Annotated in this window: 13 protein-coding genes; 9 read left to right on the forward strand and 4 right to left on the reverse strand. The window is 62.3% G+C overall.

The genetic code is table 11. The features are described 5' to 3' along the window. Positions 1-141 precede the first annotated feature (141 nt). Positions 142-1,263 (forward strand): ACR3 family arsenite efflux transporter, encoded by a 1,122-nt coding sequence (gene arsB / locus BMY67_RS10590; protein ID WP_092771214.1) that lies wholly within the window; start codon positions 142-144, stop codon positions 1,261-1,263. A gap of 6 nt (positions 1,264-1,269) precedes the next feature. Here arsB and BMY67_RS10595 read toward each other — a convergent pair whose 3' ends face one another. Then, complete coding sequence (locus tag BMY67_RS10595) at positions 1,270-3,315, reverse strand: HelD family protein (RefSeq protein ID WP_092771216.1); 2,046 nt, start codon at positions 3,313-3,315, stop codon at positions 1,270-1,272. A 289-nt stretch (positions 3,316-3,604) separates the two neighbouring features. Here BMY67_RS10595 and BMY67_RS19485 point away from each other — a divergent pair, with 289 nt between their 5' ends. Beyond that, positions 3,605-3,895: a CsbD family protein gene (locus BMY67_RS19485; protein WP_092771218.1), complete on the forward strand. Its 291-nt coding sequence runs from the start codon at positions 3,605-3,607 to the stop codon at positions 3,893-3,895. Between the two features lie 146 nt (positions 3,896-4,041). On the opposite strand, the gene chrA is transcribed toward BMY67_RS19485, so the two are convergent. Together chrA and BMY67_RS10610 are read right to left on the reverse strand one after the other, a co-directional pair. After that, positions 4,042-5,238: a chromate efflux transporter gene (gene chrA / locus BMY67_RS10605; RefSeq protein ID WP_092771220.1), complete on the reverse strand. Its 1,197-nt coding sequence runs from the start codon at positions 5,236-5,238 to the stop codon at positions 4,042-4,044. Positions 5,239-5,473: 235 nt separating this feature from the next. After that, entirely contained in the window at positions 5,474-6,796 is a 1,323-nt protein-coding gene (locus BMY67_RS10610) for a hypothetical protein (RefSeq protein WP_143069779.1), read from the reverse strand. A gap of 350 nt (positions 6,797-7,146) precedes the next feature. On the opposite strand from BMY67_RS10610, the gene BMY67_RS10615 reads away from it, so the two are divergent. The 7 genes from BMY67_RS10615 to BMY67_RS10645 all read left to right on the forward strand — a co-directional run bounded on the left by BMY67_RS10615 (position 7,147) and on the right by BMY67_RS10645 (position 13,498). Further along, complete coding sequence (locus BMY67_RS10615; RefSeq protein ID WP_092771697.1) at positions 7,147-7,689, forward strand: c-type cytochrome; 543 nt, start codon at positions 7,147-7,149, stop codon at positions 7,687-7,689. A gap of 209 nt (positions 7,690-7,898) precedes the next feature. After that, entirely contained in the window at positions 7,899-8,894 is a 996-nt protein-coding gene (gene nirK / locus BMY67_RS10620) for a copper-containing nitrite reductase (protein ID WP_245744994.1), read from the forward strand. A 52-nt stretch (positions 8,895-8,946) separates the two neighbouring features. Next, a complete protein-coding gene (locus tag BMY67_RS10625; RefSeq protein ID WP_177189783.1) occupies positions 8,947-9,726 on the forward strand; it encodes a formylglycine-generating enzyme family protein in 780 nt (259 codons plus the stop codon). Between the two features lie 6 nt (positions 9,727-9,732). Continuing rightward, entirely contained in the window at positions 9,733-10,350 is a 618-nt protein-coding gene (locus tag BMY67_RS10630) for an SCO family protein (RefSeq protein ID WP_092771228.1), read from the forward strand. Between the two features lie 198 nt (positions 10,351-10,548). Next, positions 10,549-10,953 (forward strand): group III truncated hemoglobin, encoded by a 405-nt coding sequence (locus BMY67_RS10635; RefSeq protein WP_092771229.1) that lies wholly within the window; start codon positions 10,549-10,551, stop codon positions 10,951-10,953. Between the two features lie 235 nt (positions 10,954-11,188). Further along, complete coding sequence (locus BMY67_RS10640; RefSeq protein ID WP_092771231.1) at positions 11,189-12,697, forward strand: SDR family oxidoreductase; 1,509 nt, start codon at positions 11,189-11,191, stop codon at positions 12,695-12,697. A 216-nt stretch (positions 12,698-12,913) separates the two neighbouring features. Further along, positions 12,914-13,498, forward strand: coding sequence for an MliC family protein (locus tag BMY67_RS10645; protein ID WP_245744996.1), 585 nt, complete (start codon positions 12,914-12,916; stop codon positions 13,496-13,498). A gap of 128 nt (positions 13,499-13,626) precedes the next feature. Here the strand turns inward: BMY67_RS10645 and BMY67_RS10650 are convergent, their stop codons facing one another. Further along, the gene (locus BMY67_RS10650) at positions 13,627-15,537 is read right to left on the reverse strand and encodes an ABC-F family ATP-binding cassette domain-containing protein (protein ID WP_092771233.1); all 1,911 of its coding nucleotides are present in this window, start codon (positions 15,535-15,537) and stop codon (positions 13,627-13,629) included. Positions 15,538-15,547: the final 10 nt, after the last annotated feature.

A 15,547-nucleotide genomic window follows, 5' to 3' on the forward strand; every position in this document is an offset into this window, starting at 1 on the left:
TAGCGGCTGCTTTGGCGGTAGTACCACACCGCCAGTGCATTTATTACCGACGGCCATACTCTGAGGGGCTGGTTGCCCTGCTGCCAGGGCATGCTGCCACCTTCCGGGCCTTGGTCTTTTTGCTTACTCCGTCATTCAGTTATGCCCCCGCTCCCCCCCCTACCGGCCGCGGCCGCCCCCGTTACGCTGGCTCAAAAGAAGCTCTCCGGCCTCGACCGGGGCCTGACGCTGTGGATATTTCTGGCCATGGGCGTGGGCCTGGGCCTGGGTTACTTCGTGCCGGGCATCAATGCCGTGGTCAACTACTTTTCGGTGGGCACCGTGAACGTGCCGCTGGCTGTGGGGCTGATTCTGATGATGTACCCGCCGCTGGCCAAGGTGAAATACGAGCAGCTGCCCACGGTTTTTCGTAACACGCGCATCATCGGCCTCTCGCTGGCTCTGAACTGGCTGGTGGGGCCGCTGCTGATGTTCTTTCTGGCCATCTGGCTGCTGCCCGACAAGCCCGAGTACATGATGGGGCTGATTCTGATTGGCATTGCCCGCTGCATTGCCATGGTGCTGGTGTGGAACGAGCTGGCCGACGGCAGCCGCGAGTACGCCGCCGGGCTGGTGGCGCTCAACTCCATTTTCCAGGTGCTGTTCTACTCGGTGCTGGCCTGGCTGTTTATCACCGTGCTGCCGCCGTACTTCGGGCTGGAAGGCTACGCGGTGAACATCAGCATTGGCCAAATTGCCCAAAGCGTGCTCATTTACCTGGGCATTCCCTTCGCGGCCGGCTTTCTGTCGCGCACCGTGCTGCGCCGCCTGAAGGGCGACGCCTGGTACGAGCAGGTGTTTATTCCGGCCATCAGCCCCCTCACCTTAATCGCGCTGCTGCTCACCATCGTGGTCATGTTCAGCCTCAAGGGCGAAACCATTGTGCAGCTGCCGCTGGATGTGCTGCGCATTGCCCTGCCGCTGGCGCTGTACTTCGGCGTTATGTTTCTGCTCAGCTTCGCGGCCGGCAAATACCTGGGCGCCAGCTACGCCGAGAACACCTCCATTGCCTTCACCGCCACCGGCAACAACTTCGAGCTGGCCATTGCCGTGGCCATTGGCGTGTTCGGCCTGAACTCGGGGCAGGCCTTCGCCGGCGTTATCGGCCCGCTCATCGAAGTGCCCGCCCTTATTGCCCTGGTGAACGTGGCGTTCTGGCTGCGCCGCCGCTGGTACCCGGCCACGGCCCCCATCGTGCCGGCCGCGCAACCAGCTGATGCATAAGCCTACTCAGGCCACGAACGTGGTAAGCTCGCCGGTGTAGGTGAGCGTGAGCTGGTGCATGGCGCGGGTGCAGGCCACGTACAGCATGCTCTTGTCTACCTCCGTCCGGTAGTTTTGGGCGGATGCAAACGGCACAATCACCTCATCAAACTCCAGCCCTTTGGCCAGGTGGGCCGTGGTGATGATGACGCCCTCCTGGAAAGAGGACGATTCGTCGGTGAGCAGGTGGACATTAGGGCCTTGTAGCACCTCGTATACCTGCTCGGCCTGCGGCAGGGTTTTGCAGATGATGCCCAGCGACTGATTGCCCGAGCCGTGGAAGGCTTCCAGCAGCTGCTTAATCGTGTCCAGCTCGGCCTGCGGGCTGGGGCAGCGCACCAGGGCCGGCGCCGGGCCGTGCCTTTCCAGCGGGATGATGTGGGGGTTGGGCACGATGCGCTGCGCGAAGGCGGTAATTTCCAGCGTGGAGCGGTAGCTGCGGTAGAGCCGCACCACATCGGCCTGCGGAAACACCCGCTCGATGGTTTCGGCCGACGACGCGCTGTAGGGGTTCACCGTCTGGCTCACGTCGCCCAGAATGGTTTTGCGGCAGGTGAACACGCGCGAGAGCACGGCGTACTGCACGGGCGTGTAGTCCTGCATTTCGTCAATCAGCAGGTGCTTTACGTGGGCGTAGGTGCTGATGCCTTCCAGGCGGATGCGCAGGTAAATCAGGGCAAACACGTCGGCGTACTCCAGCGGCGCGCCCGGCTCCAGCCGCAGCAGCTCGGGCCGGCCCACCCAGCGGTAAAAGTCGCGGTAGATGTCGAGCACGTTGTGGAAGCGGAACATGCGGTTGAGGGCCTCGCCAATCGTGCCCTTCTCGCGGCCGCTGAGCTTGCGGCCGGCGGCGTGGCGCACGTAGTCGCGTACATCCTGGGCCACCAGGGCAAAGCGCCCGAGCAGCGGCACGCGGTGGTAGGTGCGGAATTTCTGCTCGATAATGGCCTTGGGAACCACCGTGCTGCCCACCCGCAGGTCCTGAAACCGGAGGTAGCTGTTCTCCATGTGCAGCAGGTACTGGTTGAGCTGGCTCAGGAAATCGAACGACGACTTAAACCGGATTCGCTCGATGAAGGCCGGGTCGTGCTGCTCCAGCAAGGCCGAAACCTGCTCGAAAAAGGTCTGGAACCGGTAGCGGTTTTCGAGCAGGTCGGCCGCCAGCTCCTCCATCACCAACTCCGGAATGTGCTCCTCGCCCAGCTCGGGCAGCACGTTGGAGATATAGTCGGCAAATACCTTGTTGGGCGAGATGATGAGGATGTCGGAGGCGGCAATGGTTTCGCGGTAGCGGTAGAGCAGAAACGCAATGCGGTGCAGGGCAATGGAGGTTTTGCCCGAGCCGGCCACGCCCTGAATCACCATCACCGCCGCCTCCTCGTTGCGGATCACCGCGTTCTGGTCGCGCTGAATGGTGGCAACGATGTTCTTGAGCTTGTCGTCCGACGATTTGGCCAGCTCGCGTTGCAGCACGTCGTCGTGGATGTTCACGTCGCTGTCGAGCATGAACTCCAGCCGGCCGTCGCGGATTTTGTACTGGCGCCGGAGTTCAATGGTGCCGCGCACCGTGCCGGAGGGCGTCGTGTAAAACGCCTCACCCAGCTCGAAATCGTAGAACATCGATGAGATGGGCGCCCGCCAGTCGTAAATCAGGTTGGTGCGCCGCTGCTCGTCGAAGAAGGAGTAGATGCCGATGTAGACCGGCGCGGCCGCCTGGCCGGCGGCGGCGAAATCGAGGCGGCCAAAGTAGGGCGACTGGCCCAGCTTGAGCAGCTTGCGCTTGCGGGTTACGGCGGCCTCGCCCGTGAAGGCCATGCGGTTGATGGACTGGCCGGCGGCTACCATATCGGCCTCGTCCATGCCCGACTGGTGCTCGTGGATGTACTCCTTTTTCTCGCGCAGCTCGTCGGAAAACTGCTTCACCGAGCCATCGACCCGCCGGATGGCCAGCGTGAGCTGCTCCTTGATTTCTTCGAGGTATTCTTTCTCGTCTTGCAGGGTTTCGTTCGTCACGGCCGGGCGCTTGGGGAATGAAGCGCAAAGGTCAGCGCAATTTCCGGCCTATGGAAGCCGCGGCCGCTTTTATCCGGCACACCGGCCGGCTGCGGGCCGGCTGCCTGGCCCCGACCTGACGAACATCATCCTGGGGGGCGGGTAATAGTCAAGGCACCGGGGCGGGTGGGGCGCCACCTTTGCTGAACTTCAGACGCCCAGCACCAGTATTGGTCTGAGGCTTTATTATTCACTTTTAAATTCGATCAAGATGACGTGTGAAACCCGTAAAAAAGCAACCGGTAAAGTATTGCTCACTTCCCTGGCCGGCGCCGGCGTAGGAGCAGTGGTGGGAATTCTGCTGTACTCCAAGCGGAGCACGGAGCGCCGCCGCCAGTTCCGCGACTTCCGCACCGACCAACGGCTACGCCTGCAAGGCGACTGGAAGCTGCTCAAAGACAAGCTGCAACAAGCCTACACCCACCTTACCGACGAGGACTTAACCTATGTGGAAGGCAGGGGCCACGAGCTGATGGAGCGCCTGAAAACCAAGCTCGGCAAGAGCAAGCGCAAGGTTTTCAAGCTGCTGAAAACGCTGTAGGGCCAGCCCACAAGCCGACCTTTAAAGGCAGCGCCAGCTTGCCAGGGCATCCCTCTGGTCTGTCAGGCCCCCACGGAACGGCACCAATCCCTGAGCGGATGAGGTCGTTTCGTGGGGGCTGCTGTGTTTGGTTGTTGAATGCAGACTTACAACAGGCCGGCTTGCTGCAAGCCCAGGCCCAGGGCCGCCCCGCCCAGTACCAGCCAGGCCGAGTTGATTTTGTAGCGCAGCAGCAGGATGCCGCTGCCCAGGGCCAGGGCCAGCGTGGGCAGGTCGAGCAAGGCCGTGCGGGCCAGCGTGGCCGAAACGGCCGCCATCAGGGCCCAGGACGCGGCATTGAGGCCATCGAGAAAAGCCCCGGCCAGCGGCGACTGGCGCAGCTGGCGTACCAGCTGACTGCTCAGCCCCACAAAGACAAAGGCCGGCAGAAAGATGCCCGTGGTGGCCACCAGCGCCCCGCGCCAGCCCTGCAACACGTAGCCCACGAAGGTGGCGGTGGTAAATACGGGCCCCGGCGTCACCTGCCCCACCACCACCGCGTCGAGCAGCTGGGCCTGGGTGAGCCAGTGGAAACGCTGCACCAAATCGGCGTCGAGGAAGGCCAGCAGCACGTAGCCGCTGCCGTAGAGCACCGAGCCGATTTTGACAAAGGCCAGCCCCAGCGGCAGCAGCCCCAGCGGAGCAGCGGCCCCGGCCGCAGAAGCGGCCCCCGGCCCCAAACCCAGCAGCAGCGGCAGCAGGGCCATGGCGGCCACCGCGCCCACCAGCAGCACCAGGGCCGGCGGTACTCTTTTGTGTTCCAACGTTGGCCAGCGCAACACGCCCGTAGCCGCGCCCGCCCCGAAAAGCAGCAGCAGCTCGTTTACGCCCAGCAAACTCAACGCCAGCCCAACCAGCGCAATAAGGCGCAGCGCCCAGGTACTGAGCGCCGATTTGCCCAGGCTCCAGAGCGCCTGCGCCACCACGGCCACAATAACGGGCTTGACGCCGTACAGCACGCCCGACATGGCCGGCAGCGTGCCAAAGCGCACGTAGGCCCAGGCAAAAACCATCACGATAAGCATGGCCGGCACGATAAAGCAGGTGCCGGCCACCAGCAGCCCCGCCCAGCCGCGCCGCTCGTAGCCGATATGAATGGCCAGCTCGGTGGAATTGGGCCCCGGAATGAGGTTGGCCGCGCTCAGCAAATCCAGAAACTGCTGCTGCGTAAGCCAGCCGCGGCGGCGCACTACCTCTTCCTCCATCAGGGCCACGTGGGCGGCCGGCCCACCGAAGGCAGTGGCGCCCAGCCGCAGAAACAGCAGGGCCAGCTCGGCGAGGGAAGTAGGGGGTGGCAGCAGCATACGATGGTTGTTCGGAAGCCGGCAAGCTAAGGCTTGCCGGCCAGTATTGCCACTTAGCCCGATAGCAGCAGTGCCTACATGCCGCCCCTCCCCGACCTGCTTTCCCTCCCGGAGCACGCATGCCTTTTGGGACATTGCTGGATGGGCTGAGTGTGCCCCAGGCAAACAGAAAGCAGGAACCCGGGCATCTTTCGACCTGATAATGCGGGCTTTATCCGTTCAGGCCGCCTTCGTTTTATCGATTGGCAGCGGTATCGGCACTGCCATTAGCGGAGACAGGCGAGTGGGCTGCGTATTGAGGCAGCGGCTGCGCACCAGGATCCGTTGAGGCCGGGGCCCGGGCCGCCCTGAGCGCCAGCAGCAGCGCCCCGGCGGGCAGCAGCAGCGTAGCCAGCAGTAGCACCGTGTGGTAGGATGGGATGAAGCTCCAGTCGAGCCAGAGCATCAGGCCCTGCAGAAACAGCAGCATCTCCGTGAGCACAAAGCCGGCCAGCAGCAGCCAGGCCCCCAGCCGGGCCACCCGGCCGCGCAACGAGAGCAGCCCCTGCCCGTGCAGCAGCGCCAGCAGCGTGAGCGTGGTGGCGCCCAGCGTAACCAGGTGCACAAACCCAATCACGAAGTTGCGCACCGTAAACGACATAACCGCCACGTAGGGCACGGCCACGGCCGCGTGCACCAGCGCTTTAAAAGCCAGCGAGCCAATACCAAACGCCCACAGGCCGCGCAGCAGTGGAGCAAGCCGGGCGGTAAGCTGCTGCAGGGCCGGCCACACGGCCCGCAGCCACTGCACCACGCCCAGCAGCTGCAACAGCACACCCAGCGCCGTAACCGCATAAATGGCAGGGTGCCGCTCGGCCCAGGCCACGGCCAGGCCATAGGTAGGCAGCAGGCTGCAAAGCAGCAGAATGAACGCCTGCCGCAGGCGGGGCCGGTTCAGGGGCAGCTGCTGCTTTTCGAAGTACGCCACTACCAGCCCCAGCGTGCCGAACATAAACCAGCCGTTGAGCTGCCCGTGCAGGAAGAACTGAATGGCCAGGTAAAACAGCGTCATGTTGGGCGGCTTCGAGCTCATGATGATGCCCAGCGCCCACAGCCCCAGCGTAGACAGCACGATGCTGCCCAGACCCGCCAGCAGGTACGGCAGGGCGACCGTGCCGGCCAGCCTGCGGCGCAAATCGGGCCAGAGCAGGGCCACCGCCACGTACGAAAGCAGCACGTGCAGCGAGGTAGCGGCAATGGAGCTGGCCGAATAGCCCTGCAAAGCAAACAGCACGAAAATGGCCACTACCGTAAGCTGCGTGGCCCAGAACAGGTACGTGTAGACCCGCCGCGCCGGCCCGGCCAGCAGCACGTAGCCCGTAAACAGCACCAGGTACACCCAGCCCAGCATGGCCCCGTGGCTGTGCGCGTGCATGATGTTGCGGTACTCCACACCGGGCACTTCCCACAGGAAAATATAACGCATCAGGGCCCCCAGCAAGGCTGCCACCACCAGGTTGATAAGCGCGACTTGAACCCACCGACGAGCTGGCGGCCAGGAATCAGGCAGTAGTTGCATGCGGGGCGGGGTAGGTTGAGAGACAGTAGCTGTAAAACTATCGGGTTTGGGAGGGCGGACTTCTGATTTCTATCAAGCGGGCATATGATTTCTGTCATAAGAAGCCGCCACCTGGCAGCCTAGATTTGAGGAGCTGACGGATGAGCTTTTCCTCAGCCCTTGATTTCGTGCGCAGCAACGCCCGGATGGCCGTTTTCCGCTCCGTTTCCCGCTTCCTTCTGCGCGCCACCACCTGCCACCAGCGGCCCGTCGCCGCCACCGGCACAGCCAGGCAGCGGCGGGCCGGGGGCTTATTTCTTCCTCCGCTATCCTGTTTTTTTTTCATTCACCTTTTTCCCATTCATCACACTATGGCATTTTCAATCACTCCCACCTCCCTCCGCTCGCTGGTTCTGGCGGCGGCGCTGCTAGCGGGCGGCGCTTCTTTCAGCGCCTGCGGCGGCAGCGACGCCCCGGTCGAGGACACGACGGCCACCTCGGGCAGCATCTACGACTCGCCGGCCGGCAAGGAAGCCATGGCCAAGGCCGATGCGGCAACAGAAACCGGCGGCGCGGCCAGCGGCATTTTCACCGCCGACCAGGTGAAGCTGAGCCCCACCGTCGATAAGGCCATGGCCGGCAAGGGCAAGGCCATTGCCGAGCTCAAGTGCCAGTCGTGCCACAGCATGGGCGCCAACCGCGTGGTAGGGCCCGGCTGGGCGAACATTACGGAGCATCGCCAGCCGGAGTGGATTATGAACATGATAGTCCACACCGACAAGATGCTCGACACCGATCCGGAGGCCCAGAAAGCCCTGGAGCAGTGCATGGTGCGCATGCCCAACCAGGGCCTGTCGGAAACCGAGGGCCGCGAGGTGCTGGAGTACATGCGTACGCTGGTAGCCAAAAACTAACCCTCTCCTGCCGGACGCCCTTCCGGCTGGCCGGCTCAACTGGCCAGGCAGCCGGAAGGGCCATTCGGGAATTTATGCGGCCGCCGCTTTGCCGGCATGCGCCCGGGTAAAGTCCTCCCTTTCAACTTCACAACTACCCGAGTATGCGTCTCCCAACAGATTTCTCCCGCGCCCGAACCGGCCTTTTGGCAACGGCTCTTTCCGCATCCGTGCTCCTGTTTTCCTGCCAGGAAGCCGGCAAAGACAAGGCCGCCGACACCACCGCAGTCGACCTGAATGCCCCGCTGACCGGCACCGTTACGGCCGAGCTCACCGACGCCCCGCTGGTGCCCAAGCCCCTCACCTACAACACGCCCAAAAAGGTGATGGTAGAGCTGGAGGTGATAGAGAAGGTGATGAAGATTTCCGACGACACGGAGTACACGTTCTGGACTTTCGGGGGCAAGGTGCCCGGCAAGTTTATCCGGGTGCGGGTCGGCGATTTGGTTGATTTCACCCTGAAAAATGCGCCCGACAGCAAGGTGGTGCACAACATCGACCTGCACGCGGTGAACGGCCCGGGCGGCGGCGCCGAAGCCACCAACGTGGCGCCGGGGCAGAGCGCCAACTTCCAGTTCCGGGTGTTGCAGCCCGGCCTGTTCGTGTACCACTGCGCCACCGGCCCGGTGGGTATGCACATTGCCAACGGCATGTACGGCCTGATTCTGGTGGAGCCCGCCGAGGGCCTGCCGAAAGTCGACCGCGAGTTTTACCTGATGCAGGGCGACTTCTACACCAAGGGCAAGTTCGAGGCGCAGGGCCTCCAGCCCTTCGACGAGGAAAAGGCCATCAAGGAGCAGGCCGACTACGTGCTGTTCAATGGCCGCGTGCGCTCAACTACCGGCAAAAACGCGTTGCAGGCCAACGTAGGCGAAAACGTGCGCCTGTTCGTGGGCAACGGCGGCCCCAACCTGGTATCGTCGTTCCACGCCATCGGCGAGATATTCGACAAGGTGTACATGGAAGGCGGCAGCGCCGTGAACCACAACGTGCAAACCACGCTCATTCCGGCCGGCGGCTCCAGCGTCGTCGAAATGTCGTTGCAGGTGCCGGGCGTGCTGAACCTGGTGGACCACTCGATTTACCGGGCCTTCAACAAGGGCGCCATTGCCCAGATTAAGGTGAGCGGCGCCGAAAACCCGGCGGTTTTCAAGCGCAGCAAATAAGCGGCGTGGTAAGCGGTTTTGCCCGGTTGAAGCACTTGACAGGATGGAGAACATGAAGCGTTTTGTATGGCTGATTCTGCTGCTTACTGCTTCCGCCGGCGCTTTCGCCCAGGCCGGCCGGGCCGGGGCCAAACCCATGCATACCGTGGCCAAAGGCGTATACGAGCCGTTTTTTCGTACCGCCGCTACCCTACCCGTGCCGGTGGCTGCGTTCCGGCTCGATGAGTACGCGGTGACGAATGCCGAGTTTATTGAGTTCGTGAAGCAGAACCCGGCCTGGCGCCGCTCGCGGGTAAACCGGCTGTTCGCCGACAAAAACTACCTGCTCCACTGGGCCACCGACACTACCCTGGCCCCGGCCAACGCGCCGCTGCTCCAGGCGCCGGTAGTCAGCGTGTCGTGGTTTGCGGCGCAGGCCTACGCCAAATGGCAGGGCAAGCGCCTGCCCACCGTGGCCGAGTGGGAGCTGGCCGGCAACGGCACGCCCCGCCACATCCGCTTCCACTCGCTCACCGACTACATCCTCGACTGGTACAAGCGGCCCAACCCGAAAGTGCTGCCGCCCGTCAGGTCGACCTACGTCAACCAATACGGCCTCTACGACATGCACGGCCTGATTTGGGAGTGGACCTTCGACTTCAACAGCTTCGTGGGCTCCACCGACTCCCGGGGCAACACCACCGACGAGGTGCAGGCCTTTTGTGCCGCCGGCGCCGTGAACGTGAAAGACAAAACCGACTACGCCGGCTTCATGCGCTACGGCTACCGGGGTAGCCTGAAAGGCAATTTCTGCATCCAGAACCTGGGCTTCCGCTGCGCCAAAAGTATTTAACTACCTATGAAACAACTTCCTCTGCTGGCCGCCGCTTTTCTGCTGCTGGCCGGCTGCAACCCTTCTCCGGAAGAAACCGGCAAAGCGGCCCCCGGCCCGTCGGTTGCCGCCGCGCCGGCCCAGCCGGTTTCCGGTCTGTCGTCGGAAAGCGTGTACCAGCTGCCCGACACCTTCCAGACCCAGAACCGCCAGCCTTTTCTGCTGCCCGAGCTGGCGGGCAAGCCCACGGTGCTGGCCATGGTGTTCACCAACTGCGGCTACGCCTGCCCCCGCCTCACCGACGACATGAAGGCCATTGAAACCAAGCTGGCAGCCTCCGCCGGCCAGGTCAACTACGCGCTGGTGAGCTTCGATGTGGCCCGCGACACAGCCGAGCAGCTGAAACGGTACGCCACCGAAAAAAACCTGGGCAACAACTGGGTGCTGCTTCACGGCTCCGATGAGGCCGTGCGCACCCTATCGGTGCTGCTGAATGTGCCGTACGAAAAGACCGAGGACGGCAATTTCTCCCACGCCAACAAAATCATCGTGCTGGACCAAAACGGGGTGCCGCGCTTTCACCAGGAAGGGCTGGGCACGAATCCGGAGGCAACCATCAGCCAGATCAACGCGCTGCTCAGGTAAGCCCGAAAGGTCGGGCCGGGCGACTGCCGCCGAGCCTGCCGAAGGGGCCGGCTTTCTGGCAGATACCTGGTGGCTATGATGTACGTCATGCCCGGCAAGGCGGCGCCCGCCGTAATCTTGCAGTACCCGCCGCTACCCGCCGCTACTCAGCCCGGGCCCGCGGCAGGGCCTGTTTCGCCATCCTAATTCCCCCCGTTCATGCAGAGTCCGATCTTATCCGACATTACCAACCAGGAAGATATCCGGCGGCTGATTGACGCCTTTTACACCGTGGTGCGCCAGGACGAGCTGCTCGGGCCCGTTTTCGCCGCCCGTATTCCCGACGGGCACTGGCCCACCCACCTCGATACCATGACGCGCTTCTGGACGGCCGCCCTGCTGGCGCAGTCGGCCGGCTACCGCGGCAACCCCGGCGCCAAGCACCTGTACCTGCCCATCGGCCAGGAGCATTTCGAGCGGTGGCTGGCGCTGTTCGGCGAAATCGTGGACGGTATGTACTCCGGAGAAAATGCTACCGAAATGAAGCTGCGCGCCCGGAAAATGGGCGACCTGTTCCAGGCCAAAATGGCCATGGCCCGCCAGGGCGGCCTTTCGATTCTGTAGGCCGCTGCCGCCGCCCCGCCGTTGGTTTAGTCCCACCCGCCAGGAGCCTTTGTATCCGGGCCGCAGGATTTCTATCGGCCCCTCATGCGGCCTTCTGATTCTTAGCTTTTTAAAAGCGATAACCTCCGTCCCGGATTAGGAGTTGAACTGCAAGCAGAGCCGGCCAGCCGGCCGGCTCTGTGGCTGCCGGCACGTACGCCCCCAGCTACTGGCTTTCCGCTAACAGCTCAACGCAATGCACATCCTGCTCACCGGGGCCACCGGCTACATCGGCCAACGCCTGCTGCCGCTGCTCGTCGAGGCCGGCCACCACGTTACCTGCCTGGTGCGCGACGCCCGGCGCTTCGAGTTTCCCGAGCGGCTGCGCGCCGGCATCACGGTGGCCGAGGGCGACCTGCTCCGGCCCGATTCGCTGGCCGACTTGCCGCTTGATATCGACGTGGCCTATTACCTGGTACACTCCATGAGCGGGCACGACAAGGATTTTTTCCGGCTGGAGCAGCAGTCGGCCCGGCGCTTTGCCCGCTACCTCAACCGCAGCGCCTGCCGGCAGGTCATCTACCTGTCGGGCATTGCCAACGACCGGGCCCTGAGCGTGCACCTACGCTCCCGCAAAGCCGTGGAAAAAGTGCTCCGCCGGGTAGAAACCGCCCAGCTGACGGTGCTGCGGGCCAGCATTATTATCGGCTCGGGCTCGGCCTCCTTCGAGATTATCCGGGATTTGGTGGAGAAGCTACCCGTGATGATAACGCCCCGCTGGCTGAACTCGCGCTGTCAGCCCATCGGCATCCGCGACGTCATGTTCTACCTCACGCAGGTACTCGACAACCCCGATTGCCTGGGCTGCTCGTTTGATATCGGCGGGCCCGACGTGCTCACCTACCGCCAGATGCTGCTGGGGCTGGCCGAGGCGCGCGGGCTGCGGCGCTACATCCTCACGGTGCCCGTGCTCACGCCCCGGCTCTCGTCGTGGTGGCTGTACCTGGTTACGAGCACCACCTTTTCGCTGGCCCAGAGCCTGGTCGAAAGCCTGCGCAACGACACCGTGGCCGACCCCGCCCGCAGCATTGCCGCCGTGGTGCCCCACGCGTGCATGAGCTACGACGCGGCCGTGCGGCTGGCCTTCCAGCGCATCGAGCAGAACGAGGTGGTGAGCAGCTGGAGCGACGCGCTGAGCAGCGGCGTGATGGAAAAGCAGTTCATGGACCACATCCAGATGCCCCAGTTCGGCCTGTTCCGCGACCGGCAGACGGTATGCTTCATGCGCCCGCCCGAGCAGGTAATCCAGAACGTGTGGAGCATTGGCGGCGAGCGGGGCTGGTATAAGGTCGACTGGCTCTGGCGCATCCGGGGGCTGCTCGACAAGCTGGCCGGCGGCGTGGGCCTGCGCCGGGGCCGCCGCTCGCCCACCGACCTGCGCGCCGGCGACCCGCTCGACTTCTGGCGCGTGCTGGTGGCCGACCGCGCCAACGGCCGCCTGCTGCTCTACGCCGAAATGAAGCTGCCCGGCGAGGCCTGGCTGCAATTCCGCATCCTGCCCGACCCCCTCAACGACGACGTGCACATGCTCGAACAGCTGGCCGCCTTCCGCCCCCACGGCCTGGCCGGCCGGCTCTACTGGTACGCCATGGTGCCCTTCCACTCCATCATTTTCAAGGGCATGATTGAGAATATCGTGCACTACGGTGAGCACGTGCCCTGGCCCCGCCAACCCACCCCGCCTCAGCCAAAACCAGCCCCATAGTGCGGCTCCGGAGTTAGCATGCGAGGGCCTTTGGCCTCGTAATTGCTCTTCGGAGTAAGCTTTCTGAACTGGCTTGTTTCCCGAAGCGTCGGCCTGAGGCAGCTGCGAAAAACCACCGCTCAGTAGCTTTTCCAATAACGCTGTATCAGGCAAAAATTCGCGGCATAACCAACAAAGTCTGCAATAAAACCAACAAAAATCATCTAAATTCTGAAAATGAAAACGACTCTCCTAACTATCATGCTGGCAGCTTCATTTCTGGCAGTCGGCTGCAACCAATCCTCGCCCGAAACTACGACTGCCACGGCTACCACCACAACCGAGACAACAGCCACCTCGTCTGACAATATTGTCGGCAACTCGCTGACCGACAAGGAAGGTAATAAACTGGATATGTCTTTTGATAATACCAAAGGCACTGCAACGATACAGTTCAAAGGAGAAACCGCCGAGCTTGTCAGCGAAAAGCCTGCCTCCGGGATATGGTACAAGAACGACCAGTATGAGCTGAGGGGCAAAGGCAACGACATCCAGCTTAAAAAGAATGGCCAGCTTATTTTCGAACACGAGGACGAAAAAGTTGACATAGAAGCCAAGGATGCAAAAGGCGCTGTCCTGAATATGACTTTCAATAACACCGACGGAACCGCGAAAGCGTACCTGAACGGCGGCGAGCAAATTGACTTAACCGAAGAAAAATCCGCGTCCGGCATCTGGTATAAAAACGACCAGTATGAGCTAAGCGGCAAGGGCGATAAATACACCCTGAAAAAGGACGGAAAAACCGTATTCGAGAATTAATCCGAGTCTCGTTGCCGTTGCGTAAAGCAGTTGTCCGACATTCGTATTTAACTAATTATTAACAAAAAAAAGCCCCGCTCGAAGCACGTAGCTTCGGGCGGGGCTTTTTGCACCGATAAATAATCCGTTTACATTTCGGCCAGCATTTCCCAACGGTCGTTGAGCTGGGCCAGCTCTTTTTTCACCTGCTCGAATTTGAGCGTGGCGTCCTTGAGCTGGGCGGCGTTGTCGTAGATCTTGGGGTCGGCCAGCTGCTTCTCGTATTCGGCCAGCTCCTTCTCGCGCTCGTCGATTTTCTTCTCCACTTCGGCCAGTTCCTTCAGGGCCTTTTTCTGGTCGGGCGAGGGGGTTTTGGCGGGCGTGTGGTCGGCTTTGGGCTCCTCTTTGGGCAGGGGCTTGTTGGCCGAGGGGCTGGGCAGGCCGGCTTTCTTGGCGTCTCGCTCGCGGTCTTCCTGCCACTGCTCGTACTCGGCGTAGGTGCCGGGGTACTCCTTGAGCTGGTAGTCCTCGATAAACCAGATTTTATTGGCCACATTCTCCACGAAAAACCGGTCGTGGCTGATGACGATGTAGGTGCCCTCGTACTGCTCCAGCGCCTGAATCAGGATGTTGACCGACTGCATGTCGAGGTGGTTGGTCGGTTCGTCGAGCAGCAGGAAGTTGGCCTCCGAAATCAGGGTTTTGGCCAGCGCCACGCGGCTTTTCTCGCCGCCTGAGAGCACCTTGATTTTCTTGTAGACCTCCTCGCCCGAGAACAGGAACGAGCCCAGCACCGAGCGCAGCTCCATTTCGTTGCGCTTCGAGCCGGCCTCAATCATCTCCTGCAAAATCTCGTTTTCGATGCGCAGGCTTTCGAGCTGGTGCTGGGCGTAGAACGACATGATGACGTTGTGGCCCAGCTGGTGGTTGCCGTTGGTGGGCGCCTCCTGGCCCGCTACCAGCCGCATGAGCGTGGACTTGCCCTTGCCGTTGGCCCCGATAAGCGCGATTTTGTCGCCCCGCTCGATGTGCACGTTGGTGTCGCGGAAGATGATTTTCTCGCCGTACTTCTTGCCCACGTGCTCCATCCGCAGAATATGGCGGCCGGGCTGCACCGTGAAGTTGAACTTCATGTTCACCCGGGCATCGGCCGAGGCTACGTCTTCCACGCGCTCCAGCTTGTCGAGGGCTTTTACGCGGCTCTGGGCCTGCTTGGCCTTGCTGGCCTTGGCCTTGAAACGCTCGATAAACCGCTCGGCCTGCTTTATCTGGGCCTGCTGGTTCTCGAAGGCACCCTTCTGGATGGCGTTGCGCTCCTCCTTCTCTTCGAGGTAGTAGCTGTAGTTGCCGGCGTAGGGCACCAGCTTGCCACCGGCCACCTCCACGGTAGTATTGGTGGTGCGGTCGAGGAACTCGCGGTCGTGGCTCACGATAATCACCGCGCCCTCGTAGCCGGCCAGGTAGTTCTCAATCCACTTGATGGAGGGCAGGTCCAGGTGGTTGGTGGGTTCGTCGAGCAGCAGCAACGAGGGTTGCTGGAGCAGGATTTTGGCCAGCATCACCCGCATCCGCCAGCCGCCCGAAAACAGCTTCAGGGGACGCTGCAGCTCCTCGGTCGTGAAGCCCAGGCCCTCCAGGATTTCCTCGGTGCGGGCTTGCATGGTGTAGCCGCCCAGCCGCTCGAACCGCTCCTGGGCGTCGGCCAGCTTCTCTACCAGCTCGTCGGAGTAGTTGGTTTCGAACTCCAGCAGGATTTCGTCAATCTTCTTCTGAATATCGAGCGCCTCGCCGAAGGCCTGCATGGCCACATTCAGGATGGACTCGTGCGAGTCGTAGCTAAGCAAATCCTGGTTTAGAAAGCCCAGGCTCACGTCCTTGCTCATCGAGATGGAGCCGCCATCGGGCTTGTACTCGCCCACCAGAATGCGAAGCAGCGTGGACTTGCCCTTGCCGTTGAGCCCAATCAGGCCAATTTTATCCTTGGGCTTGATGTGCAGGCTGGCCTTGTCGTAGAGCGTACGGGAGCCGAAATGGAAATCGAGGTCGGAAATGGAAATCATCTACTATCTA

It is taken from the genome of Hymenobacter actinosclerus, from assembly GCF_900111515.1.
Lineage (GTDB): Bacteria > Bacteroidota > Bacteroidia > Cytophagales > Hymenobacteraceae > Hymenobacter > Hymenobacter actinosclerus.

Bases quoted from the DNA above. Each gene is read 5' to 3' on its own strand.
- arsB (WP_092771214.1), top strand. From the start codon at position 142: ATGCCCCCGCTCCCCCCCCTACCGGCCGCGGCCGCCCCCGTTACGCTG.
- BMY67_RS10650 (WP_092771233.1), bottom strand. From the start codon at position 15,537: ATGATTTCCATTTCCGACCTCGATTTCCATTTCGGCTCCCGTACGCTC.
- BMY67_RS10635 (WP_092771229.1), top strand. From the start codon at position 10,549: ATGCAGAGTCCGATCTTATCCGACATTACCAACCAGGAAGATATCCGG.
- BMY67_RS10640 (WP_092771231.1), top strand. From the start codon at position 11,189: ATGCACATCCTGCTCACCGGGGCCACCGGCTACATCGGCCAACGCCTG.
- BMY67_RS10615 (WP_092771697.1), top strand. From the start codon at position 7,147: ATGGCATTTTCAATCACTCCCACCTCCCTCCGCTCGCTGGTTCTGGCG.
- chrA (WP_092771220.1), bottom strand. From the start codon at position 5,238: ATGCTGCTGCCACCCCCTACTTCCCTCGCCGAGCTGGCCCTGCTGTTT.
- BMY67_RS10625 (WP_177189783.1), top strand. From the start codon at position 8,947: ATGAAGCGTTTTGTATGGCTGATTCTGCTGCTTACTGCTTCCGCCGGC.
- BMY67_RS10610 (WP_143069779.1), bottom strand. From the start codon at position 6,796: ATGCAACTACTGCCTGATTCCTGGCCGCCAGCTCGTCGGTGGGTTCAA.
- BMY67_RS10645 (WP_245744996.1), top strand. From the start codon at position 12,914: ATGAAAACGACTCTCCTAACTATCATGCTGGCAGCTTCATTTCTGGCA.
- BMY67_RS10630 (WP_092771228.1), top strand. From the start codon at position 9,733: ATGAAACAACTTCCTCTGCTGGCCGCCGCTTTTCTGCTGCTGGCCGGC.